The organism is Caldithrix sp. (genome assembly GCF_056497305.1).
In genome coordinates this window covers 36827-60268 of sequence record NZ_JBSMDE010000021.1, presented here as the reverse complement: position 1 = coordinate 60268, position 23442 = coordinate 36827, and the positions used below count along the sequence as shown (strand labels likewise).

General features: G+C 43.8%; 15 protein-coding genes and 2 tRNA genes. 4 read left to right on the top strand and 13 right to left on the bottom strand.

Going from position 1 to position 23442, the window contains the following annotated elements:
- Window positions 1-192, top strand: a 192-nt coding sequence (locus tag ACWB0I_RS02070; protein ID WP_479386371.1) for a deaminase, incomplete at its 5' end; no start/stop codon positions are given.
- A gap of 277 nt (window positions 193-469) precedes the next feature.
- On the opposite strand, the gene ACWB0I_RS02065 is transcribed toward ACWB0I_RS02070, so the two are convergent.
- Entirely contained in the window at window positions 470-2074 is a 1605-nt protein-coding gene (locus tag ACWB0I_RS02065) for a phosphoenolpyruvate carboxykinase (protein ID WP_479386370.1), read from the bottom strand.
- A 142-nt stretch (window positions 2075-2216) separates the two neighbouring features.
- Between ACWB0I_RS02065 and ACWB0I_RS02060 the strand changes: the two genes are divergently transcribed.
- Entirely contained in the window at window positions 2217-2807 is a 591-nt protein-coding gene (locus ACWB0I_RS02060) for a peptidoglycan recognition protein family protein (protein ID WP_479386369.1), read from the top strand.
- Between the two features lie 184 nt (window positions 2808-2991).
- On the opposite strand, the gene ACWB0I_RS02055 is transcribed toward ACWB0I_RS02060, so the two are convergent.
- Entirely contained in the window at window positions 2992-6240 is a 3249-nt protein-coding gene (locus tag ACWB0I_RS02055; protein ID WP_479386368.1) for a S41 family peptidase, read from the bottom strand.
- 232 nt (window positions 6241-6472) lie between these two features.
- On the opposite strand from ACWB0I_RS02055, the gene ACWB0I_RS02050 reads away from it, so the two are divergent.
- A complete protein-coding gene (locus tag ACWB0I_RS02050; RefSeq protein WP_479386367.1) occupies window positions 6473-8284 on the top strand; it encodes a sensor histidine kinase in 1812 nt (603 codons plus the stop codon).
- Window positions 8285-9359: 1075 nt separating this feature from the next.
- Window positions 9360-9432, top strand: a tRNA-Asn gene (locus ACWB0I_RS02045).
- Window positions 9433-10025: 593 nt separating this feature from the next.
- Here ACWB0I_RS02045 and ACWB0I_RS02040 read toward each other — a convergent pair.
- The 11 genes from ACWB0I_RS02040 to recJ all read right to left on the bottom strand — a co-directional run bounded on the left by ACWB0I_RS02040 (window position 10026) and on the right by recJ (window position 23412).
- Window positions 10026-13598, bottom strand: a complete 3573-nt coding sequence (locus tag ACWB0I_RS02040) for an FG-GAP-like repeat-containing protein (RefSeq protein WP_479386366.1) — start codon at window positions 13596-13598, stop codon at window positions 10026-10028.
- 1023 nt (window positions 13599-14621) lie between these two features.
- Window positions 14622-14694: transfer RNA gene (locus ACWB0I_RS02035), tRNA-Phe, on the bottom strand.
- A gap of 59 nt (window positions 14695-14753) precedes the next feature.
- Window positions 14754-15638, bottom strand: a complete 885-nt coding sequence (locus tag ACWB0I_RS02030) for an MlaD family protein (protein ID WP_479386365.1) — start codon at window positions 15636-15638, stop codon at window positions 14754-14756.
- A 6-nt stretch (window positions 15639-15644) separates the two neighbouring features.
- Entirely contained in the window at window positions 15645-16127 is a 483-nt protein-coding gene (locus ACWB0I_RS02025; protein WP_479386364.1) for a PTS sugar transporter subunit IIB, read from the bottom strand.
- Between the two features lie 48 nt (window positions 16128-16175).
- Window positions 16176-16562 carry a PTS sugar transporter subunit IIA gene (locus ACWB0I_RS02020; protein WP_479386363.1) on the bottom strand — a complete coding sequence of 129 codons (387 nt, stop codon included), beginning with the start codon at window positions 16560-16562 and terminating at the stop codon, window positions 16176-16178.
- Window positions 16559-17545, bottom strand: coding sequence for an HPr(Ser) kinase/phosphatase (gene hprK, locus ACWB0I_RS02015; RefSeq protein ID WP_479386362.1), 987 nt, complete (start codon window positions 17543-17545; stop codon window positions 16559-16561). Before hprK ends, ACWB0I_RS02020 begins: the two co-directional genes overlap by 4 nt.
- Before the next feature lie 70 nt (window positions 17546-17615).
- Complete coding sequence (gene hpf / locus ACWB0I_RS02010; protein WP_479386361.1) at window positions 17616-17933, bottom strand: ribosome hibernation-promoting factor, HPF/YfiA family; 318 nt, start codon at window positions 17931-17933, stop codon at window positions 17616-17618.
- Complete coding sequence (xerC, locus tag ACWB0I_RS02005; protein WP_479386360.1) at window positions 17933-18856, bottom strand: tyrosine recombinase XerC; 924 nt, start codon at window positions 18854-18856, stop codon at window positions 17933-17935. Before xerC ends, hpf begins: the two co-directional genes overlap by 1 nt.
- A gap of 8 nt (window positions 18857-18864) precedes the next feature.
- Window positions 18865-21096 carry a type I DNA topoisomerase gene (gene topA, locus ACWB0I_RS02000; RefSeq protein ID WP_479386359.1) on the bottom strand — a complete coding sequence of 744 codons (2232 nt, stop codon included), beginning with the start codon at window positions 21094-21096 and terminating at the stop codon, window positions 18865-18867.
- A 63-nt stretch (window positions 21097-21159) separates the two neighbouring features.
- Entirely contained in the window at window positions 21160-21630 is a 471-nt protein-coding gene (locus ACWB0I_RS01995; RefSeq protein ID WP_479386358.1) for a DUF494 family protein, read from the bottom strand.
- Window positions 21631-21738: 108 nt separating this feature from the next.
- The gene (recJ, locus tag ACWB0I_RS01990; RefSeq protein WP_479386357.1) at window positions 21739-23412 is read right to left on the bottom strand and encodes a single-stranded-DNA-specific exonuclease RecJ; all 1674 of its coding nucleotides are present in this window, start codon (window positions 23410-23412) and stop codon (window positions 21739-21741) included.
- Window positions 23413-23442: the final 30 nt, after the last annotated feature.

Sequence of the window (23442 nt, the reverse complement as noted above, 5' to 3'; positions counted from 1 at the left end):
GAGGGTACTACTCTGTATTGCACCATGGAACCATGCCGGGTTTGCGCCATGCTGATCATCAGTGTGGGAATTAAAAAGGTAGTGGCCAAACGCCGTTACCATGCCGGGCAGGAAACACGCCAATTGTGCAAAAAGGCAGGCATCGAACTGGCGGTTAGGGAAGATCGCGTAGAAACCTACGATAATCAATAAAAACAATGCCCAGAGAAACCCCGGGCATGAATGAAAATTCCAGTGGATTAGAATACTTCCTTCAAAAGATGTAATGCATTAGCGTGCGAAAATTTTTGTACTGAAGATCCTAACCCCCCGGCCCCCTTCCCTTTTTTTAATAAAGGGAAGGGGGAGCAAATTGTTCAGCTTTGTTAAGTTTTCGCCTTATATGTCAATAAATTTAATTTTTTTTTCGAAATCTTTGTGCTCTCTACGGTTAATTTTGGTTGCGGCTTGGCTGCCGGTTTTTATTTACTTATGCTTCCGGTCCTGATTTGAGCACCTCTTCCGCTACATAGGCCTTGTATTGTTCAAAGTTCTGGGCAAAACGACGCGCCAGTTCTCTGGCCTTTTCTTCATAGGCTGCTTTATCTTTCCAGGTGTTCTTAGGAATCAAAACTTCTGATGGAACGCCTGGACACTCCGTTGGAACTTCAATTTTAAAAATTGGATCTTTAACATATTTTACCTTGTCCAGTTCTCCTTTAAGGGCAGCATTGAGCATGGCTCTGGTGTATTTGATTTCCATGCGGTGTCCAACCCCATAGGGTCCTCCGGTCCATCCCGTATTCACCAGCCAGCATTTGACCTGGTGTTTTTCGATTTTCTCTCCCAACAGGCTGGCATAGACTGAAGGATGCTGTGGCATGAACGGCGCACCAAAACAGGTGCTGAAGGTGGCCTGAGGTTCGGTAACGCCCCGTTCCGTGCCGGCTACTTTAGCCGTATAACCAGACAGAAAATGAAACATGGCCTGTTCCGGCGTCAGACGAGAGATGGGGGGTAAAACGCCAAAAGCATCGGCCGTCAGAAACACAATGTTTTTCGGATGCCCGGCCTTTCCTTCCTTTACGATATTGTCCAGATGAGTGATGGGATACGAAGCGCGTGTGTTTTCGGTGAAGGTGTCATCATTCAGATCCGGGCGGCGCCAGAAGGAATCGATGGCCACATTTTCCAGAATGGTACCGAATTTACGCGTTGTCGCCCAAATTTGCGGCTCGGCTTCTTTGGAGAGACGAATCACCTTAGCGTAACAACCGCCCTCGAAATTAAAAACCCCGTCATCCCCCCAACCATGTTCGTCGTCACCAATTAAAGCCCGTTCAGGGTCGGTAGAGAGTGTGGTCTTGCCTGTACCCGAAAGACCAAAGAAGAGCACCACATCACCCTCTTTACCCACATTGGCACTGCAATGCATGGAAAGGACATTTTTTTTGGGCAATAGAAAGTTCATAACTGTAAAGGCCGACTTTTTAATCTCACCAGCGTAACTGGTGCCGCCAATTAAGATCAGTTTTTCTTTAAAATTTACCAGAATAAAGGCCTCAGAATTGGTGCCGTCCAGTTCAGGCACGGCATGAAATTTGGGCAGATCGATAATGGTGTATTCAGGTTTAAAATTTTTTAATCCCTGTTCATCGGTGATGCGAATAAACATGTTACGGGCAAACAGGGAATGCCAGGCGTATTCCGTAATAACGCGAATGGGAACCCGATATTTAGGGTCCGCGCCCACGTAACAATCCTGAATAAAAATGTCATTCCCCTGTAAATAAGCCTGAATCCGATGCCAGATAAGATTAAATTTTTCTTCGCTGAACGGCCTGTTAACATCACCCCACCAGATTTCGTGTTCGGTGGTCGGTTCCTTTACAATGAACTTATCGTTTGGAGAACGACCGGTAAAAGCGCCGGTTCGTACGACCACCGGTCCCAGATGACTTAACAATCCTTCGCGGCGGCGAATAATCTGCTCGTACAGCGCTGGAGTAACCAGGTTCCAGTAAATGTTGTTTACGTTTTTAATGTTAAGATAGCTTAAATCGGGCGCCTGGCCTGCAGGATGGACTATTGACATAAAACCTCCACAATTTTATTCTTATTCTTTAAGCTGAATGATTCAAAAAACTCTTAATCCCATGATTACTTAATATGTGTCATTCTTGTTTTTATTGCAATATTTTTTTATTCTCTGTAAAACAAATTTAGTTGGAGTTTTAATGATGAAAAACTACAAAAGTATCTCTTTTTATTTCTTGCTGTTTTTATCTTTTACTCTTCTTTTAGGTTGTCAGTCCTCATTCAAAATTATTTCTGTCGAAGAGTGGGGAGGAACCAGCCCAACTTTTACGCTTCCAGAGCATACGATTGAGCGCATTACCATTCACCACGGCGGCGTAGTATTTACAAGTGATCAGGACGCGATAGCCTACCTAAAACATTTGCAGAACTGGAGCCGTGAGAAGAAAGGCTGGATGGACATCCCCTATCATTATCTCATTGATCTGGACGGCAATATCTACCAAGGTAGAGACATTGCCTATCCAGGAGACACTAATACTACGTATGATCCCCGGGGACACGTCCTGGTGTGTGTGCTTGGCAATTACGAAGTTCAGGAACCAAATGAAAAGCAGCTCAAAGCTCTGGCCTGGCTCTGTGCCAAATTAAGTCTTAAATATCAGGTGCCTCTGGACAAGATAAAAGCACACAAAGATTACGCAGAAACATTGTGCCCCGGTAAAAATCTGTACCGCTATTTGCAGGATGGTACTCTATTGAAAATGATTGAACATTTTAAAAAAAATTAAAGATTAAAGGGTCTGGGTGGCTTCGGCTGTGTGTTGGCGGGTAATATGTCCCTTCGTTTCCAATGAAATGAATCGTGTACACCTCAATGCCCCGGCGCAAGCAGAGAAGAGATGAACATTAAAAACAGGGGACCTCGAATTCAGAAGTCCCCTGCTCAGTGGTTTCTCAAATGTCCTGTAAACCTTATCTCAAAGCCGGCTTGCTTTTATCAGGATAGGACGGTTTGGGAAATGGGGGACGGGGATGTTCTTTGATCATCTTTAACAACACGTCAATGGTGCGCTCTAATTGAGCATCCCTACCAGCCAGCACATCTTTTGGCCAGTTAACCACCGTAATATCCGGATCAACCCCGTGGCCTTCGATGATCCACTGTCCTCTGGCGTTGTACTCTCCAAATTGAGGTGGTGTAACCGTCCCGCCATCCACCAGATGCTGGTGGGGCTCAATGCCTACAGCGCCGCCCCATGTACGCTGCCCGATAACCGGCCGATCTTTGTAACGGTACTGCCAGGCTTCGGAAAACAGTTCTCCATCCGATCCGGTATCGCGGTTAATAATCAGGGCCATGTGTCCGCCAAACGTTCTTTCCGGAACAGGGGTCGGTTTGCCTTCGCGGGGCTGAACGTAGCTGTTAATCGTACGTTCCAGGCGATCGTGAATCATTTTACTGGTAAATCCGCCGCCATTGTACCGCGCATCAATAATGATGGCTTTTTTGTAGTATTGCGGATAAAAATATTTAGCAAACTGGATCAATCCCCCCTCCATCATGTCGGGCAGATGGACGTAGCCAATCTGGCCTTTACTTTTTTGCTCCACGTACTGCGCATTGTTTTGTACCCACTCGTTGTAACGGAGCTGATATTCTGAACGCAGTGTTTTTACCAGATACGTTTTTGCTCCTTCAAACGTGGGCTTTGAGTTGTAGAGGATTTCAATCACTTTGCCGGCTTTGTTTTGCAAATATTGGTACAGGTTGTCGTTTTTGTGCAACCTTAGACCATCGATGCCCAGGATGTAATCGCCCGTTTTAATGGGACAGCCCGGCGTTTCAAACGGCGAACGCAACTGCTCTGAAGAATTATCGCCATGCACAATACGCTGGATTTTAGGGAAGCCTTTCTCCAGAACAAAATCGGCGCCCAACAATCCACAACTTACATGTTTACCGCGTTCCATGTCGCCGCCATATACGTAAGTATGCCCGGCGTTTAATTCAGCGATCATTTCGCCAATCAGGTAGTTTAGATCACTACGTCGCCCACAAAAGGGTACAAATTTTTCGTAGATTTTGCGGACTTTGGGCCAGTTTAAACCGTGCATATTTTTGTCATAAAACCAGTCGCGTTCAATGCGCCAGGCTTCGGCAAACATTTGTTGAAATTCCTGAAGCCGGTCGATCATCAACGTTACATCTTTAAAATTTAGCGCGCCATCGCCCACTTTGGCTTTGCCCACATCAACCACGCCAAAACGATCACCCGCACGGTAAATCAACCGTTTCTTGTCAGCCGACAGATGGTATTGGCCAATTCCACTTAACAAGGTTTCGTCTTTCTGCTTTTTCAGAGAAAAGCGATGCAATTCCAGATTTGTAGCCCGATTTTCATCGTTGACAAACTGATATTTTAAAAATTCATATTCCGTCTTTTTTAAATAGAGAAGGCCATCGTCAATGGCTTCCAGACGAAAGAGATTACCGGCCTTGACCGGTACCGGAAGAATGCGCTGTGCAAAGTGTTCTGTGGTGATTATAACGTTGTCCGCTCTGGAACTTTCCTCTGTTTTCTCCTGCTGATCGCTATCATTTTGCGGAGCAAAGGGCGAAGGATCTCCCTCTTTCAAAATCAAAATGTAAGGCCTGGTCATGTCTAGAAAGATGTGATTTTGATCCACAAAGCCCATGATCGGTTTAAACGTACGATTGGACAGAAAATACAGGTATTTGCCATCCGGACTAAACGATGGACTCCAATCTTTGGTCATGGAATCGGTTACACGAAAGCGTTTTTGGGTTTGCACATTGTACAGAAAAATGGAAGGGTAGAGCGATTGCTCCAATTTGGAATAGGCAATCCAGCGGCTGTCCGGTGACCAGCAATAGGTCTGAATGCCCCATTCGTACCAGGCGTCATCGTATTCGCCCTGATCTACCACCGTAATTTTCCCGGTAGCCACATCCACTAAATTCAAGCGCATAAATTTATCGTGAAAAATAATGTACTTACTGTCCGGCGACCATTTAGGATTTGTACGGAAGCTAAAGCCATTGTGCGTAACCTGTTTCCATTCTCCGCCGTTTGGTTGGACCAGGTACAACTCTTCTTCACCTGTTTTGTCAGAAAAGAAGGCCACCCATTTGCCATCTGGCGACCAGATGGCGTTTTTTTCCCGGGAAGCGGAAGAATTTGGTGTGAGATGGTAGGTTACTCCCTTTTCCGTGGGCATATTGACGATTTCACCCCGAATATTCAAAAGCGCCCTTTTACCTTTGGGAGAAAGCGCAAAGGTGTACACATATTTTTCCGGATTTTCGAGTAAAAATTGACGCACCAGCGTGCGATCAGAAGGAATTTCTACCGGCACCATTTTACTCTGTTGGGTCTTCAAATCAAACAGGTACAAATTTTCGGCGTACTGGTAAACAATGTAATCGGGCCCCAGAGAAGGGTATTTGATATCGTAATCATCGTACATGGTGAGGCGTTTAAACTGTTTGCTTTTAAAATCGTAATGGTAAAGATTCATAGTGCCATCCAGGCTGTCTGAAATAAAATAGAGGCCGGAAGTGTGCCACATGGGGAAATTGTCCGTTCCGCGAAAGGTCGTAATCGGTCTGTAATCCCCTCTGGCAATTTCGCCGACCCAGATATCCTGGGCCATGCCGCCCTTGTAGCGCTTCCAATTACGAAATTCACGCGAAATGCGATTGTAGGCTAATTTTTTTCCGTCCGGAGAAAGCGCAGCCAGTCCGGCCCGATCCACATGTACTTTTTCGGGCATGCCCCCTTCAATGGACACCTTGTACAACTTATCGGCGCGATAAGGCCATTCTCGGCGTGAACGAAACAGAATGTGTTTGCCATCCGGGTACCAATCAATCACCAGATCGGATGCCGGATGAAAGGTTAGCCTTCGCGGTTCCGAACCGTCACGATCCATCACGTAAACGTCATTGCCCCCATCGTAATTGCCGGTAAAAGCAATTTTTGAGCCGTCCGGTGAAAATTTCGCAAAAATTTCATTGCCATCACTCCGTGTGATCCGTTTGGCTTTGCCTCCGGTAATGGGCACCAACCACAGATCACCTTCGTAAGTAAAAACAATGTAGTCTTTAGACACATCCGCAAAACGCATTAGATGCGATTCGGCCCATGAAAAATTCAAAGACAGCAATACAACAAAGATGTAAAGATACCCTTTCCGCATAGTAGACCCTTTCTGCTTTTAATTGGACAAATCTATTTCATAAAACAAATTAAAAAATAATTTCAATAAAAAAAATTGATTTTTACAACTTTTTTCTACCCCAGCGCGCCATGGCCATCTACAATACGCTTTTCCCCAGGGCAAAGGTTGCCCCTCAGCCGTGCAAAATAATTTAGCCATTGACCAGCGTCTTAAAAGTCATTAAAATACAAAAAAAAGAAGAGGGTTCACTTTGGCTTATTTTATCAGGCGTTTTTGGGTATTGGTTCTTTTAACCGTCTTGCTGTTGAGCATTTCCACCATTTTCTTTAATCTGACCTATCAGGCATTAAAACAGGAAGAATTAGAAGGGAAAATAGCGACAAAGGTCCAATCCATCCGGGCTGCAGCCCGACTATTGTGGCAGGCCGACTCCGGCAACGCAACGCGTTTTGTCGACCAGCTTTCAAAAATAGTGGACGATCTGAATCCGGATGGTGGTTTATTCATCATTAAAGAGAACAACCGGATAATCTGGAAAAAGGTTCAAAATGTTTCTGAAAATGTTTTAAGTGCATTGCCTACTGATGCTGATGCCGATTCCGCCTCTCGCCCTCTGATCAGTGGCTGGAGCAGAGATCAAGCGTTTTACTGGTCGATCTTAACTCTGCCTTCTGACAACTGGCAATTCATTTTGGTTTACCCGGCCAGTCTGCCCGGACTCTTTTCTCTTGAAGCCATTAAACAGTTCTCTCCCGTTTTAATCAATTTGACCGCCTTATTAAGCTTAATGTTGTTCCTGGTTTATTATTCATTCAAGAAACCATTCAAATCGGTGCGCAATCTGGCTGAGCATCTGAATGCCGGCGATTTTCAATACCGGATTGATTACGATCGGAAAGATGAGTTTACCGACACTTTCATGCGTCTCAATCAATCTCTGGAACGCATGGGCATGATTTCTGAAAGTTACCAGAAGAGCGTCAAAAATATTGAAAACATGCTCGAAGCGCTGGAAGAGAGTTTAGTTATTGTGGACGCCAACTTTAAGGTAGCCACCTTTAACCCGGCTGCGGTGCGGCTGCTGCGCTGTCCTTCGCCCAAAATATTCCGCGAATTTTTTGACAACATTCTGGCAGAAAACATGGAATTTCGCCAGCTACTGTTGCGCTGCAAAGCCCTGCCGGAAAAATCGTTAAGCAAACAATTGCTGGTCTGGTTACCCGGTAGTCAAGAAATCAATGTTGACGTCACCATTCAAAAATTGCCAGAAGGGGGCTACCTGATCCTGTTCAAAGATCTGTCGCGTCTAAAGGAGCTGGAGAACAATCTCCTGCGCTCCATGAAATATGGCATCATTGCCAACCTTGTCTCTTCGGTTAGCCATGAAATTCGCAATCCTCTTTCTGCGGTGGGTATTCATGCCGAAATTTTGAATAACCGCCTGCAAAAAGAATACCCCGACCTTGATCCAAAACTCAAAAAATCATTGAATCTGATTCAAAACGAAATCAAGCGCATTCACCGCATCCACACGCAATTTTTCAATTTAGCGCGTAAACGGGAATTGAAACTGACCACTCTTAAACCCAATGCCCTGGTCGAAGACGTGGTTCGTCTGGTGCAACATCACGCCCTGGAACAACAAATCACAATTGAGCTTGAACTGGACGATGCCATCGATTTCATTTACGGGGACGCCGACCAAATCCAGCAGGTTTTGTTAAACATTGTGCTTAATGCCTTTCAGGCCGTTGACAGAGGCGGGAAAGTGGCTATCAAGACCGACCAGGACCAGCAAAAGATTTACATCCATGTTAAAGATAATGGTCAGGGAATTCCACCGGAAATCGGTCGGCGCATCTTTGACCTGTATTTTTCAACTAAACAGGAAGGCGGGGGCATTGGGCTGGCCCTGTGCAAAAAAATCATGAAAGCCCACGAAGGGGACATCACCTACCGCAGCAAAGTGGGAGTTGGCACCATTTTCACCATCATTTTTCCGCGTGGATTTAAAGAACGCCAGGAAGAAATTAAAACGCGCCTGCAACATTTGCAGGGTTAAGACAACCCACAAATCATGAAGGCGGCCGACGAAAAGAGTTGAAGGTAAAAATATCTTCACCCCCTTTGCGGTTAAAAGAATTCTTGTTTTAGAATACTTCCTTCAAAACTTATAATCCCGCTTAGCGGGATGCGAAAATTTTTGTGTTGAGTGAGTGAGTGATTTAAGCTGTTGAATTGTTGATTTGTTGATTTGTTGAAGGGTTGAATGAGCATTGGGCTGACACAGCGAATTTCCATTAATCGTGAAAGGGGCCATGAAAGAAAATCTTCAACACAAGTGGTAAGCCCTCCCCCTCTCCCAGATTTTTATTCTGGGAGAGGGGGATCGAGGGGGTGAGGGCTAATTCATGAAATGACTTCTGCTGTTATATGAGTGTAAAAGTTAAAAGGTTCCGAGGCACCGGACTGTCATTTTTTAAAGAAGTTTTTTTGTTGCGGCTATGCTTCCTTAGGATACTTCCCTCAAAACTTATAATCCCGCTTAGCGGGATGCGAAAATTTTTAAGCTGCCTAATTACAGGGCAATCCCAAACGATTGAGTAGATGAACATTTAGAAATCAAATTTTACAAAGCAAAGATTAAAACTCCCCCTTCTCTTTTTTTAAAGGGAAGGGGGGCGGGATGATGGGTTTTAGAATAAAAACCTACCTTAAATGCTTAGCCCTTACAAAGTCGCGGACTGAAGCACGAATTAAATTGCTCTTTCGAATGGTCTGCCAATGTAAGGGATTCTCAGAATGACATGCCGGCACAGGCCTTCACCGCCTGGGCATAAGTTGCCCCTTCGCAAATTAATTCGTAATTCGTCATTCGTAATTTTTAATTAAAATTAATTCTTACTGCCCTTTGCGGTTTTCTAAAGGACGCGGCTTTGCTGCCTTTGCTTTTTCGTCCAGGATTGCCTTTTTAAAAAAGTTCATTTTTTTCAGAAAGAGATATTGACAGGCGTCAATCTATTATTTATATTCTATGCCTCGTTTAAGTGAAGGGTGTTTTAAGATAGGTTGCAGAGCGGGCTGCTGTTATCCCGCAGATGCGATAGTTGATTCAATTTTCTGCTACAGTAAAAAGGTCCGGCGTAGCTCAATTGGCAGAGCGGGTGGCTGTTAACCACTAGGTTGTAGGTTCGAGTCCTACCGCCGGAGCTTAAAGCCTTCAAGAATAAAATTTCTTGAAGGCTTTTTTGTTTGAACTGCATGAATAGCAAAAAAACTCCGGCTTAAAATCGAAGTTTAGAATACTTCCTTCAAAACTTCAATCCCGCTTAGCAGGATGCGAAAATTTTTAAGCGCCCTAATTAACAGGGCAATCCCAAACGATTGAGTAGATGATCATTTAGAAATCAAATTTTACAAAGCAAAGATTAAAACTCCCCTTTCCTTTTTTTAAAGGGAAGGAGGTCGGGGGGATGGGTTTTAATAAAAACCCACCTTAAATGCTTAGCCCTTACAAAGTCGCGGATTTAAGCACGAGTTACATTGCGTTTGCGTGTGTTCCAGTGGAGGGGATTCTTCTCCCGCTGAAGCGGGAGAAGAATGACATGCCAGCACAGGCCTTCACCGCCTGGATCCAACTTGCCCTTTCACAAAATAATTTTTAATTTAAAAAGCTTCTCTGTGCCCTCTGTGGTTGCTTAAATCCCTGCAAAAACGTTTTTGGTTGCGGCTATGCTGCCTTAGAAAATTTACCTGACTTTAAATAATTTGCAGGTTTTGAATTGTTGATTCTGCCAAATATATCATTTCAACTTTATCATTTTTTTTAGCGCACGAAATGTGCCTGCCTGTAAACGATAGATGTACAGCCCACTCGGTAATTTATCTGCTTTGAACTCAATCGTGTAATAACCAGGATTTTGAACACGATCTACCAGTGTGGCTACCTTACGACCCAGTAGGTCATAAACCTGCAATGTAACACGACAGGGTTCTGGCAATTGATAATGGATGATCGTTCCCGGATTAAATGGATTAGGAAAGTTTTGCGCCAGTTTAAAATTTTGAGGTAGGTTTGCTTTTTGCACCTGTGAACCGCTCAAATCAGCCGATGCTTCAGGTGAAGGATCGCTATGGTTATCATGAATGTCTATAGTAACCACTTTGTAATAATTGACTTTACCTGCTTCAGGACTTTCATCCAGATAAGACGTATCAGTCGTGGTAGCAATGCGCAGTTCTTCGCTGGGCGTAAAGCCCTCTTGTGTAGATCGGTACACTGCGTATTCACGCACATCTGGATCGACGGTATTTTTTTGCCAGTTCAATTTTACTTTTGAATCTTCCGTTACCTCGGCATTCAATGACTGCGTACTTTGAGGCGCTAAATTATCCAGACTATAAGCAGAAACCACGTTAGAAATCCATGAATCTTTTCCATCGGCCGATCTGGCTACTACCCGATAATAAGCCCGGCCATTTGTTTCGTCACAAGAATCGTTTAATGTGGCTACTGTGTAACTGTAAAAGGGCTGGTGATTAGCCGAAATTGAAGCCACACTTTCCCAGGCAAATTGGCCATAGTCTGGTTTTAAACTGCGCTGAATAATGTATTCGCTTACGCCTTCAATCTCAGGTTTATCGTAAGCGCTGCGTGAGAATTGCATGTAAAGGTAGCCCCCCTGGTCGCCAGGTACGTCGCTAATACTATAAATATGTGGCAAGACTGACGGCCCACTGGGATTATACAGATAGGCTCTGCCAGGCGTACCATCGTAAACCTTCGCACCAATTAATAAATCCGGAATACCGTTGAGGTTTACATCGCCAATGTCGGCTAATCCTGCGCCCAGCTGGTAATAAGGCGATTCTCCGTAAAATTTTATGTCAGGTTGATTATCCATCGAAGCAGCCCCAAAGTAGATGTACACTTTACCGGCATCATAACCAGCCTGATCATCCCTGGTTGCAGAAATGGCCAGATCAACATAGCCGTCACTATTAATATCGCCGGCTGCAGAAACGGCAACCCCAAAATAATCATTGTTTTGCTCTCCGCTAAAGGTTACATCGGGTGTATTGTCCATAAATTCGCCGCCATAAAAAAGGTAGGCTTTGCCGGGATTACTTACGTAGCTATAATCGTAAGGAGATCCAATTAGAACGTCATCGTAGCCGTCATGATTGACGTCTCCCACACCGGCAACACTCTGTCCAAAATGGTAGTAACCGCTTTCACCGTTCATGACCACATCTGCTACGGTATCCATATTAGCGCCGCCAAAATAGATATAGGCTTTTCCAGATTTCTCACCATTTTCGTCATTGAAATGTGCGCCCACAATAAGATCGGAATAGCCATCATGATTTACATCTCCTGCACAAGCTACACTGTTGCCAAATTCATCCCCGGCATTTTCTCCAGTTATGGTTAAATCGGCCACGTTATCCAGCGATTCGCTGCCAAAATATATATAAACCTTACCGACATTATTTTTATCGGGAAGATCAAAATATTGTGCCGAAACAACAAAGTCGGCATAGCCATCGCCATTGAGATCTCCGGCCGGAGACACTTCGGTCCCAAACTGATCCCCGGCATTTTCACCATATATAAAAAGGTAGTTATTCTTAATAGTTGGCCCTCCATAGTAAAGGGAAACTATCCCTGAATTTTCGCCGTTTTCATCGCTTAAATAAGCTGCTATTAAAAAATCATCAAAGCCATCGCCATTTACATCGCCAGCCGTAGAGAGAGCATTCCCGAAATAATCTTCGCTATCTTCCCCGACAAAGGTTTTATCAGCCTTATTATAGCGCGCCTTCCCTCCAAAATAAAGGTACACTTTTCCAGCATCATAGCCAATTTCGTCATTTTCTTGTGCACTAATTAAAAAGTCGGGTTTATTGTCTCCGTTAACGTCACCTGCGCTAGCCACCACCGAACCGAAATAATCGCTATTTTCTTCTCCCTGTAAGGTGTAATTTGTTTGCGCTCGAGTGGTTTTTAAGGTGTTAAAATAAAGCAGCGCTTTACCTCGATTGTTATCAAAATAAGGAGCGCTCACCAAAATTTCACTGAGACCATCCCCATTCAGGTCTCCTCCAATGCCCACCTTATTTCCAAATCCACTACCGTATTCTTCCTGATAGATCAATAAGTCTGGAATATTATCCATATCGGGTGAACCAAAAAAGACGGCCACATAACCTGGAGTGGTATCATAATTCCCCTCGGCACCAACAACCAGATCCTGATATCCATCCCCATTTACATCCCCGGCCATTGAAATGCTGTTACCGAAGAATTCTTTAGTGCGTCTTCCTTCGAAGGTTAAATCAGCCGTATGGTCCATATTGGCGTCGCCATAGAAAAGATAGACCTTACCGGAATTGAGACTGTCGCTATCGTAGTAACCCGTACCTACCAAAATATCGTCATTCCCATCTTTATTAACGTCTCCGGCGGAACAAAGCGCATAGCCAAAGTAATCGTATTCTGCTTCACCATCCATGGTCCAATCGGGGACATTATCCATGGAGCTTCCGCCGAAATAAAGATAGACCCTTCCGCTACTTTCACCATGATTGTCAGCCTCTGGCGCGGCTATCAGCAAATCATCATAGCCGTCATTATTGACATCCCCGGCGCCGGCCACGGTTGAGCCGAAATGATCATAACTGGCTTCGCCTAAAATTGTCAAATCAGCTACGCCGTCCATTTGCGGACCGCCAAAATACACATAAACTTTACCGGCCTGGTTATCATTTTCATTATTGTCTTTCGCGCCAACGGCCAGATCGGTGTAACCATCGCCGTTTAAATCTCCTGCTTCGGCAACAAAACAGCCAAACTCTTCAATTGAGGATGTTCCATGCAGTTGCACATCGGGAATGGTGTCCAGAACGAGTCCGCCAAAATAGACATAAACCACATCATTGAGCGTTCCCACCATAAAATCGGCATAGCCATCGCCGTTAACATCTCCGGCAGAACTCGCCGAACGACCGAGCCAACTGCCGTCCTTTTTACCATTTAGCACCAGATCCGGCAAATTACTAATTTGTCTTCCGCCAAAATAGAGATATACCTGCCCGCGATCTTCACCTAACACGTCTACCCGGTCTGCGCTAATTAGCATATCGTCGTAACCATCATTATTTACATCTCCAATAAACGCCACAGATTGCCCCAAATAATCATCAGGCTGTTTACCTTTAAATACACGTTTACTTAAACTGGTTGTACTGCTAATGCTTTGTGATTTCTGTAGAAGGTCTTGAACATCAAAAAAAGGCACATTAAAAGTCGTCTGAGCCCTAAGACCTGAAGAAATTAGGACAACTAAAATCAAAAGGAATACAATGCGTTTCATAACAACCTCCTTTTTTAAAATTTGAATTAAGTATTCAGTTTTTATTGGAGTTTGGTATTTCGAAAAATTTGTCCATTTAACAAAGAATAGGATTCCATTTTTCTAATGGCTTCAACTCTATTAATTAATACAACATAATATCGATGTTTATATGTGTTAAGACAAAACGGTTATAAAATTTACGCCTCTGGCGTTCCTTAAAACAATTTTTAATTGATGCCATTTCCTGCAATATAACAGCAATTGTTTTCTATATCTACAACTTTCTAATATTATGTTAGCCATAATTTTTAGATTTGAATAGAATAGCAATTTGCCTTCAGAATCAACATTTTGTAACCAAGGAATTTTAAATATCAGAAAAATCGATCAATATAACAGCAAACATTAAGATTACTTTTATGGACAACTTGAGCAGAAAAAGGACATTAAGGTTCGTAACGCGAGTCACCCCATCTTTTATTACAATTCCATATGGTTTCTAAAGTTGAAGTTGTTTTTGTAATTCCCTGAACTACAATTAATATGTTGCTTGTTGATAATTATTTTAATATTCTGCTGTTGGGACCTGTCATTTGTCAAAGAACAGGCTTTTTTTTTATTTTCGTTAGAATCTGTTTTAAACTTTAGTGAAGAACTGTTTTATAGTGTGCAAAAATTTGTGCACTACCGGCAATTTGCAAGACAGGCCTACAGACGAAAAATCGTAGTGCCTTCATGCTCTTTCTGCAAGCTCATTGGATTTAATAAAATAGGCAGGATAGCCCCAGCTACAGAGAAAACCGCAAAGCTATAATTGTATAAATGATATTTTGATAATAGAATTTCTCCATTACCGGTTTCTGCAATTCCGCATTGCGGTAGTGAGAGCTGAAAGGGAAGGGCTGTTACTTAACAGATTATGGCAAAAAAATTAAGCCCCTCCCCTAAAGCACAATAAGATTTTTGCACATTATGGAGCTATATTTTTTAAATGAAATTCTAAATTGAAAAAGGCTACCAAAGCGGTAGCCTTTAATTAGGTGGCGCCTCCCGGAATCGAACCGGGGACACACGGATTTTCAGTCCGTTGCTCTACCGACTGAGCTAAAGCGCCAACCATTTTTAAAGAATTCAAATTTATTATTTTGTTTTCTTCAATGCAAATTTTATTATTTAAAAGAGACTCAGTTTTAATCCCTTTTTACGTAAACGACGGGTTAAAGAATCTACCGAAAGCAGTGTTTTGTTCAAATTTTTGTACAGCGTTGAATCGTAAATCACTTTACCTAAAGTGCCTTGTTGGGCCTTAATAGCCTGCATGGTTTTGTTGAGTTGTGTGGTAAGAAGATTGATATTCTTGCCCATAGCCTGAATTTCTTTAAGAGAAGCGGCCACCGGTTTTTGATTCTCATCCACCAGCTGGTGTACTTTTTTGATGGCCGAATTCAATTGACTTAACGTAAAAGAAAGTGTGTCGGGAAGCGTTTTTAATCCTGAGCTCATCGTATTTAAATTATTTAAAGTCGCGCTGATATCTTTCTGCAGTTGTCCGGAACGGAGTAATTGGTTAATGAGAGCCGTGGTGGTATCCAGGCGGAAGGTTAAAGCGGACATGTCCTGGGCCAGCTTGTCGATGGTTAAGCCAACATCCACAATGCGTCCCCCATATTTGCCACGAAACGGTTGTCTGGCCAGATTCAGCCTTTTGTTGGATTTTCCTGGAAAAATTTCCACTTTCATACCGGCCAGCAATTCAGCGCTAATAATGATGAACGTTGCATCCTCGTACAACTTTACACGGTCATTTAACTCAATAGTGACCAGGACCTCGCGCCCTTTCCAGTCGATGGCCACCACTTTGCCCTCTTTAACCCCATTGACTGTAACCGGATCTCCAGGCACCATACCGCCCACATTGTCAAACACCAGTTGCAAATGATATTTATTGGTTTTTAGTCGATAGCCTTTGCCCCAGATGATGCCATAGACCAGAATAAAGGTGGCCAGCACCACTGTCAGGCCGACTTTAAGTTCGGTTGAAAAAATTTTCTTGTTCATCGCACTTCATTTATTTTGTAAAACTTTTTTCAAAGGAATGGGCCGGGCCGAAGGCACATCCTGACAATAAAAATCGATGCCCAAAGCCATCAATTTCTTAAAGGAATCCACCTCCTGTTCATTTAAAAACAGGTAGGGCAAAAATTCCTTACGTCCTTCTTTGTAATGGATGCCCCCTACATTAATAGATTTTGGTGCACTGCCCTTTTGCACCAGGGTTTCGACCACAAATGGTGAATTAACTAACACAATGGCTTTGCTAAGATCGTTTTTGTCTTTTTTGAAATACTCAACCATCTCATCGGTAGAGAGAACCCGGGCCTGGACATTTTCAGGAACGCTGGACAGGTAGAGTTCTTTTTCCCAATCATTAAGCGCTACAGAATCATCACATAAAAAAATTTTTTCTGAATTGAGAAAATTGAACCAGCCAATGACAACCTGTCCGTGAATCAATCGATCGTCAATACGAAACAGTTGAACATTCATACTCTGAACTCTGCTCCCCAATGAAACTGATTTTTTTTTTCGTGTACCTTAGCGCAAAATAATGCCCTTCTGAGCGTCTGCAGTAATTTTTTCCATCAATGCCGCCCACTCCAGTCGCTTAAAATTGATCAGAAAAGAGACAATCATCGGGACATTTACGCCGGCCAGCACATTGATATTATCGTTGTTCTTTTTGATTTTATTAGCAATTATCCAGCATCCGCCGCCAACCAGATCAACAAACAGCAACACCTTTTCCGGATTTTGCCTTTGAATTTTTTCCTCGAGTCGCGTAATGATTTCTTCGGATGAAAGCACTTTGGTTGAAAAACAGTGTAATTTAATTTCCGAAGCCATCAAATTCTCTGCTACATTGGCCAGAGCACAGGCCAGTTCACCATGGGTAATGATAGCCGCAAAAATATTCTCATTCATTCCCTGTCTTTCTTCAAATAATCCCGATCCTGGTAAATGGGCACTTCGTCCTTGTGCATCATGTAATCACGTAAACGTTGATTAAATTCGCGTGCCGCATGATAGCCATAGGTTTTTAGCAGATGATTCATGGCAATGGTTTCGGCAATCACGGTAATGTTTTTACCGGGATTGATGGGCAAAATAACCTGGGGAATTTCCACCCCTAATATTTCGGTAAAATTGTCTTCCAGACCGGTGCGTTCGTAGTCCCTGGTCTTTTCCCAGTCAACCAGTTTTACTTCCACTTCCACACGCTTTTGCATGCGTACACCTCGGATACCGAAAATACGTCGAACATCGATTAAACCAACACCGCGCACTTCCAGAACATGCTGGGCAATTTCCCGGCCTTTACCGATTAAAACCTCTTCGCCCTGACGAGTAATAATTACCAGATCGTCGGCTACCAGGCGGTGCCCGCGCTCAACTAAATCCAGAGCCACTTCGCTTTTACCAATGCCGCTGCGCCCGGTGAATAAAATGCCAATGCCGTAAACATCCACCAGCGAGCCGTGCATGGAAATCCTGGGCGCAAATTTTTCCTCTAAATACTCACTGAGCAAATGAACCAGGCGGGTTGTACTTAAGGGCGTACTAAAAATGGAAATGTAGCGCCTGGTGGCAACCTGAACAAGGTATTCAGGAATTTCATTGTTGTTGGTGACAATTAAGGCCGGAATCTCAAATTCCATAAATCGATCAACAGAACGGGCTAATTGCCTGGGAGGCAAACTTTGCAGATATTTGATTTCAGTATTACCCAAAATCTGAATGCGATCCCAGGTGAACAATTCTACAAAACCAGAAAGCGCCAGCCCAGGCCGATGAATTTCACTGGAAACGATTTTACGGTTCAGACCATTTTCTGAACAGATAAGCTGAAGCTTTAAACGTTCCTGGTTTTCTCTCAGTAAGGTTCTTACTGTAATGTATTCATTCATAACGTCCTAAGTTATTAAACATACTTTCAATGTGCAAAATAAAAAAGAAAAGCGCCTTGCGGCGCCTTTCTTATTGTACAACTTCGGTGATTTTCTTTTTATCGTGCCCTTTGATTTTTTCTTTGATTTTGGTAATTTGCCGTTCCACATTGTCTATGGCTAAATCTATGGATTTAAAAATATCTTCCGATCGTTCTTTTACAATAAATTGCTTTTTTCGAAGATTAACTTTGAACTCAACCACTTGATCAAGCTTTTCATAAGAAAAAATAGCATCTATATCCATAATCTGATCCTCAAAACGATTCAGACGTTTCAGTTTGTCGACCAAATAGCTCTTTAACCGTTCAGGTGCTTTGTAACCACGAGTGGTGATTGATACGTTCATCACGACCTCCTTCGGTTTTTTGATGATTTATTGGATGCCCGCGGATGGGCTTGATTGTAAATTCTTTTTAAATGGTCTATGGAAAGATGAGTGTAAATTTGTGTGGTGGCTAAATTTTCATGCCCTAACAGATCCTTAACCACACGAATGTCCGCGCCATTGTTCAAAAGGTGCGTGGCAAAGCTATGTCGTAAAACGTGGGGACTCTTTTGCTTAAGATTGCTGGCCAGGGTCAAATATTTTTTTACCATCCGCTGAATTGCCATTGGGTACATTTTTTTTCCAGATTTAAGCACAAATACATTATCGACAGATTTTTCTGCAAATTGAGGCCTAAGAAGAAGATATTTTTCAAGAGTCGCTTTTGCGCTTCCGCCAAATGGCACAATCCGTTCCTTATCTCCTTTGCCAATGATTCGAATCAATTGCTGATGAAAATCAATTTGATCGACTTTTAAATTAATTAACTCAGAAAGGCGAAGGCCAGTTCCGTAGAATAATTCCAGAATAGCCCGATCGCGTAACCCTTCAAAGGTGTTCTCGTCCGGTAGACTTAGCAATTGTTCTGTCTCTGAGGGGGACAGATGCTCCGGCAATTTCTTTTCCAGTTTAGGGGTCTTTAATGAAGAGACCGGATTGCTTTGAATAATTTCATTTTTAATCAGGTAGCGGAAAAAGGATTTTAAGGTGGCCAGTTTTCGGGCAATGGTCTTGCGCGTCACCTGTTTTTCCTGGAGCTTGATCAGAAAAAAACGAATGATGCGTTTGTCGATCAGGCGCCAGTTAACCTCTGGGGTACCGAATAATTCTTCTACAAAGGTCTGAAACTGAATTAAGTCGTTTCCGTAAGAAACAATGGTGTTGCGCGCGTAACGCCGTTCTAAATAAAGATAACGTAAAAAATCACGTATTTCTTTGTTCATCTATTCTTTTATGCTGGTTCTTCGTATTTACAAGCCGGACAGCGAAGAATGAGCCCTTTACTTTTCAGGTTCTTTTCTACCATGTAACGGTTGCCACATTGCGGACATTCCCGATTAACCGGTTTATCCCAGGAGACAAAATCGCAATTGGGGTAATTGGAGCAACCATAAAAGGTTCTCCCGCGTTTGGTACGACGTTCAACAACCTTTCCGTCGCAGCCTTCTTTGGGACAGTTAACGCCGGTGCTTATGGGCCTGGTGTTCTTGCACTGCGGATAGTTGGAACAGGCCAAAAACGCGCCAAAACGTCCGCGCTTAATCACCATGGGGCTACCGCATTTTTCGCAGATTTCATCGGTCTCCTGCGGCGCTTCGTTTCCCAGGGGCTTGGTGTTCTTACATTCCGGATAACCTGTGCAGGCCAAAAAACGTCCGTTCCGTCCCCAGCGGATGACCATGGGGCGCCCGCACTGATCGCAAACCTCATCCGTTGCTTCGGTGAGCAGGGCCTTTAACTCCTGTGTCTGGCTTTTTACTTTTTCCAGATCAGAAACCAGGGGCTGATAAAATTCGTTCATCACATTCTCATACGTGTTGCCATTCTGTGCAATCTGATCCAATTTTTCTTCCATTTTGGCTGTAAACCGAACATTAAACAGATCCGGAAAACTCTTGATCAGAATCTTGTTCACCACCTCGCCTAATTCGGTAGCATATAGTTTTTGCTCTTTACGTTCTACATATTTCCGTTGTAAAATAGTGCTCACAATCTGGGCATAGGTGCTGGGTCTTCCAATGCCCAAACGATCCAATTCTTTAACCAGGGTGCTTTCGGTGTAACGAGCGGGCGGTTTTGTAAAGTTCTGCTCGAGAATCAGTTCTTTAAGTGTACAGCGCATATCGGCTTCCAGGCCTGCCGGAATATCCGATTGCCCATTGGCTTTTGTACCTTCGTCAACATCCTCCCGGTAAATTTTCATAAAACCAGGAAAGGTCATCACCTCTCCCTGGGCCTGAAATAGATAATTTCCAGCCGTAACTTCAACCGTAGTCTTTTCAAATTCAGCTGGCTTCATCTGGCAGGCGATAAAGCGTTTCCAGATTAAATCGTAAAGCCGGAATTGTTCCTTGTTCAGTTTGTCCTTTAGGGCCTCCGGAGAAAATTCGGGCGTGAGGTAGGTAGGCCGAATAGCCTCGTGAGCATCCTGAGCCGATTTTTTGCTGCGAAAATGGTGGGCGCGGGCTGGCAAAAATTCTTCGCCGATTTCATTTTGAATGTACTCACGCACGGCGGAAATAGCCTGCTCACTGATGCGCGTTGAATCGGTACGCATGTAAGTGATTAAACCAACGCTGCCCTGCCCGGGAATTTCCACACCTTCGTACAGAGATTGGGCAATGGCCATAATACGTTTGGTGCTCATGCGTAATTGTCGGGCAGCTACCTGTTGCAGTGTGCTGGTAATAAAGGGCGGCGGCGCCTGACGTTTTATTTTTTTCTTTTCTACTGCAGAAATAACAAAGGGCAGCTGTTTTAGCTGTTCAACATGCGCTTTAGCCTGCGCTTCATTTTCTATTTTTACTTTTTTATTATCTACCTTGATTAACTTGACTTTAAAGACCGGTTTGTCCTGCGCCTGCAAAAGAGCAAAAATGTTCCAGTACTCTTGCGGCTTAAAATTTCTGATTTCCTCTTCGCGTTCACAGATTAAGCGCAACGCCACAGATTGAACGCGACCGGCGCTTAATCCACGGTAAATGATTTGCCAGAGTAAAGGAGATATTTTGTACCCTACAATGCGGTCTAATACGCGTCGCGCCTGCTGGGAGTACACGCGATTCATGTCAATAGTACGCGGGTGCTGCATGGCCTGTTCTACAGCCGACCTGGTAATTTCGTTAAACTCCACGCGTAAAATGTCGGATTTCGGTTTGTCTAAAATCGAAGAAATATGGTAGGCGATGGCCTCGCCCTCACGGTCCGGGTCGGTGGCCAGATAAACTTTATCGGACTGTTTGGCTTTTTGCTTGAGCTCTTTGATTATTTTTTCTTTGCCCCTGATGCGTACATATTGAGGTTTAAAGCCCTCTTCAATGCTCACGCCCAATTTACTTTTAGGCAGATCAATGATATGGCCAACAGAAGCCGCCACGTCATAATTCGTTCCCAGATATTTATTAATGGTCCTGGCTTTTGCCGGAGATTCTACAATGACTAAAGATTTTTTATTATTGGCCATAAATAGTTCTGGCGTCTCCTTTCTTTAATAAATAATAAACGATTGTCTTCAAGAATGCAAAAATTATTGTATGGTATTAGAGCCAAACGGGAAAAAGAAACCATCCCAGACGCCTTCTCTCATGGAGTCGTTGCCGAACACAACCATGGCCGCAAGGCGCTTAATCTCTTCAATTTCAACAGTGGGCGCAGCATTGACAATGGCTTCGTCGAGCACCTCTTCAAATTCGGCATCGTTCAGCAGACCTAACTGATGCATTTGTAGTAAATACCCGTAGGCTTCCGGAGTAAAAACAATCTTTTCCAGATCGTGCAACAGGCGATTGGCGCGTGAAGAGTACTCCAGCGCGTGATCGCTCGTGCGTTTTTTTTCGCTCAAATGGTTAAAAATCCAGTTCAGAGCAAAATTGATTTCCATATTGCTGTAGCCACTGGCTACCAGTTTTTGTGAAAGTGAGTTGTAATCCGCTTTGTTCTGTTCGCTATTGAATTCCTTTAACAGGTACATAATAACTTCAATTAAGCGTTTTTGCATTTTTTCGACCTTCTCTATGTTTTTGAAATGGTTCAACTCCGGTTTTCAGTAACGGTTCCCTGTTTTATTGTATTGTAAAACGAGCAGAGCTACTGTGTTCTAAATCATTTAATGCGGTCGAATATCTTCAATGACCAGTTGTAAACGATTTCGGCCCTGCCAGTTATTAATGGCTATCCTGAAAGCGACGTCAACCGCCTGGCCAAACCTAAGGGCATCTTTGTATTCTGAAGCATTCCACCACACGCACTCATAGGACTGATTGCCTTTTTCGATGAACAGTCTTAGATGTTTGCCTTTGCCCATGAGATACATTTCGCTGATGAGCACATTCTGGAAGACAAATACCGGTTCCGGATTGCCTTCGCCAAAAGGGCCCAGTTCTTCCAGGGTGTGGGCCATGTTCATGTGCACCTGATCGATATCCACCACAGAATCGATGGTTAGTACCGGAATCAGGTCTTCGTCAGACAATCGTTCATTCACATAGGCTTCAAAGGATTCCTTGAATGTTTCAAAATTTTCCGGACTCATGGTCAAACCGGCGGCTTTATGGTGTCCTCCGTAATTGAGAAACAGATGCTTAAACTGCGTTAAAGCATTGGTGATGTGAAAGGCATCGATGCTGCGGGCCGAGCCAACCAGGTTGCCATCTTCGTCGCTGGTAAAAGCGATGGCCGGCCTGCCGTAGCGCTCTTTTAGCTTGCCGGAAATTAGACCGATCAGGCCGGCGTGCCACTGGCTATTATTTACGATGATTACCTTGTTCAGTTTGTTCTTTTCTTTTGGCAAAGAATCGATTACATTTTCCAGGTAATTTTGTTGCAGATTCTGGCGCTTCTGATTCAGCTTGTCCAGGTAAGAGGCCAGATACGAGGCCCGTGTTTTGTCCTGCTCAATTAACAGTTTGACCGAGGTGTCCGCTTCCTCAAGGCGCCCGGAGGCATTTAAGCGTGGTGCCAGAAAATAACCAACGGAGATAGGGGTTATGTTCTTGCCGTTTAAACCGGCAACTTTTTTTAACTCAATTAACCCGGGTTTTTTGGTGCGCGACAAAACTTTTAAACCAAATTTAACCAACGCGTGGTTTTCGTCGCGCAGGGGCATCACATCGGCTATGGTGCCGATGGTAATCAGATCCAGTTGATCCAGCAGAAATTGCTTAAAATCATCTTCGGGCAGCAGCTTTTTAATTAAAGCCCAGACCAGTTTGTAGGCCACCACAGCGCCGCAAATCGCTTTAAAAGGATACTCCGAATCGTCGCGATTCGGGTTGATTACGGCCACGGCTTCGGGCATTTCCCCTTCCGGAAGATGGTGGTCGGTTACTACCACCTCAATGCCTTTTTGCCTGGCGTAGGCGATGGCTTCTGCGGATGAAATGCCATTGTCAACCGTAATGACCAGTTGCGTGCCTAATTTGGCGATCTGGTCAATGGAAGAGGTGCGTAATCCATAGCCATCCTTTTGGCGATGGGGTAACATATAATTGACCGGATAGTTGATTCGACGAAAAAATTGCAGCATCAAGGCCGTTGAGGTGATCCCGTCCACATCGTAATCACCAAAGATCAAAATGTTCTCACGCTTCTCCAGAGCCTGTAAAATGCGTTTTACGCCTTTTTCCATATCCGGCAGCAGATAGGGATCGTGCATCCTCTCGGAAAGCTTGAACGTTTTTAGGTGACGGTCAGACAGCTTTCTGTTTTCTAAAAGAACTTCAACAATCGGGCGATTGGGGTCTGTATTTAAAATTTTCCAGGTGTTTTTAGGTAAGCGCAATTTTTACTCCTTATCAGAATGCATGTCCCG

Bases quoted from the DNA above. Each gene is read 5' to 3' on its own strand.
- ACWB0I_RS01995 (WP_479386358.1), bottom strand. From the start codon at position 21,630: ATGCAAAAACGCTTAATTGAAGTTATTATGTACCTGTTAAAGGAATTC.
- ACWB0I_RS02060 (WP_479386369.1), top strand. From the start codon at position 2,217: ATGATGAAAAACTACAAAAGTATCTCTTTTTATTTCTTGCTGTTTTTA.
- hpf (WP_479386361.1), bottom strand. From the start codon at position 17,933: ATGAACGTATCAATCACCACTCGTGGTTACAAAGCACCTGAACGGTTA.
- hprK (WP_479386362.1), bottom strand. From the start codon at position 17,545: ATGAATGAATACATTACAGTAAGAACCTTACTGAGAGAAAACCAGGAA.
- topA (WP_479386359.1), bottom strand. From the start codon at position 21,096: ATGGCCAATAATAAAAAATCTTTAGTCATTGTAGAATCTCCGGCAAAA.
- xerC (WP_479386360.1), bottom strand. From the start codon at position 18,856: ATGAACAAAGAAATACGTGATTTTTTACGTTATCTTTATTTAGAACGG.
- ACWB0I_RS02025 (WP_479386364.1), bottom strand. From the start codon at position 16,127: ATGAATGTTCAACTGTTTCGTATTGACGATCGATTGATTCACGGACAG.
- ACWB0I_RS02040 (WP_479386366.1), bottom strand. From the start codon at position 13,598: ATGAAACGCATTGTATTCCTTTTGATTTTAGTTGTCCTAATTTCTTCA.
- ACWB0I_RS02055 (WP_479386368.1), bottom strand. From the start codon at position 6,240: ATGCGGAAAGGGTATCTTTACATCTTTGTTGTATTGCTGTCTTTGAAT.
- ACWB0I_RS02030 (WP_479386365.1), bottom strand. From the start codon at position 15,638: ATGAACAAGAAAATTTTTTCAACCGAACTTAAAGTCGGCCTGACAGTG.
- ACWB0I_RS02065 (WP_479386370.1), bottom strand. From the start codon at position 2,074: ATGTCAATAGTCCATCCTGCAGGCCAGGCGCCCGATTTAAGCTATCTT.
- ACWB0I_RS02020 (WP_479386363.1), bottom strand. From the start codon at position 16,562: ATGAATGAGAATATTTTTGCGGCTATCATTACCCATGGTGAACTGGCC.